Below are 1,007 nucleotides of genomic sequence, written 5' to 3' on the forward strand. Positions count from 1 at the left end.
ACGAGATCAGCCTCGGTCTCGTGGGCTCGGAGATGTGTATAAGAGACAGCGCCTGACCCGCCCCCCTCCCACATCCCACATCCCGCACACCCCACCCAACCCCCCCATCCGTTGTGCGACAACAGCCTCCCGCCACACCGCACTTCCCGTCGCCCCGCCCCTGCGGCACCCGCCACCGCCGTCCGGTGCCGGGCCGCGGGCCGTGGCACCCGGCGCCGGCCGCACCGGGGCGCCGCCGCACCCCGCGGCGGCGCCCCGGCAGCAGCCCGCGGCGCCCCTCCTGCTTTTGTTTTTGTGTAAGGAGTCCTGATGTCCCTCACCATCGACGTCTGGTTCGACTATCTGTGCCCCTTCTCCGTCATGACGGGCAAAGTGATCGCCGACACCGGCCTCGCCCAGGACCACGCCGTGCGCTGGCGCCCCTACGAACTGCACCCCGAGGGCATACCGGCCAGCGGCAAGAAGGACTACCCGCAAGGCGTCTGGGAGAACTCCGTGGTGCCCATGGCCGACCGGCTCGGCGTGCCCTTCGGCCCCGCCCCCGCCGGCCCGCTGCCGCGCACCCACCTGGCCATGCACGGGCACGCCTTCGCCTGGCGGCACGGCGCAGGCCAGGCCTACGACACCGCCGTCTTCGACGCCTACTTCCATCACGGCCGGAACATCGCCGACCCCGACACCCTGGCCGCGCTCGCCGCCGAAGCGGGCCTGGACCCCTGGCACTTCCGGTCCTGGACCGGCTCCCCCCAGGCCGCCGCGCACCACCAGGCCACCCAGGACCAGGCCCGGCGCACCCACCGCATCCACACCGTGCCCACCCTGGTCATCGGCTCCTGGCGCACCGAGGGCGTGCCCGACGCCGCCCGGCTGCGGCACGCGGTCAGCGCCCTGCACGCCCGCAGCCGCGTACCGGCCTGACCCACCCCCGCCCCGCCCCCGTCCCGCCCGCGCCGGGCCCCCCGCCGCGGGCCGCCCGGGGCCGGGGCCGGGGCTGTTCAGGGGCTATT

The 1,007-nt window shown here is 75.0% G+C and carries 1 protein-coding gene; it reads left to right on the plus strand.

Annotated elements, in window-relative coordinates; all coding sequences use genetic code 11:
- The first annotated feature begins 309 nt into the window (after positions 1 to 309).
- On the plus strand, positions 310 to 918 hold the full coding sequence (locus IG74_RS0144760) for a DsbA family oxidoreductase (RefSeq protein ID WP_030689632.1): 609 nt from the start codon (positions 310 to 312) through the stop codon (positions 916 to 918).
- Positions 919 to 1,007: the final 89 nt, after the last annotated feature.

The organism is Streptomyces sp. NRRL B-1347, assembly GCF_000720325.1.
In the GTDB taxonomy this organism is placed as follows: Bacteria; Actinomycetota; Actinomycetes; order Streptomycetales; family Streptomycetaceae; genus Streptomyces.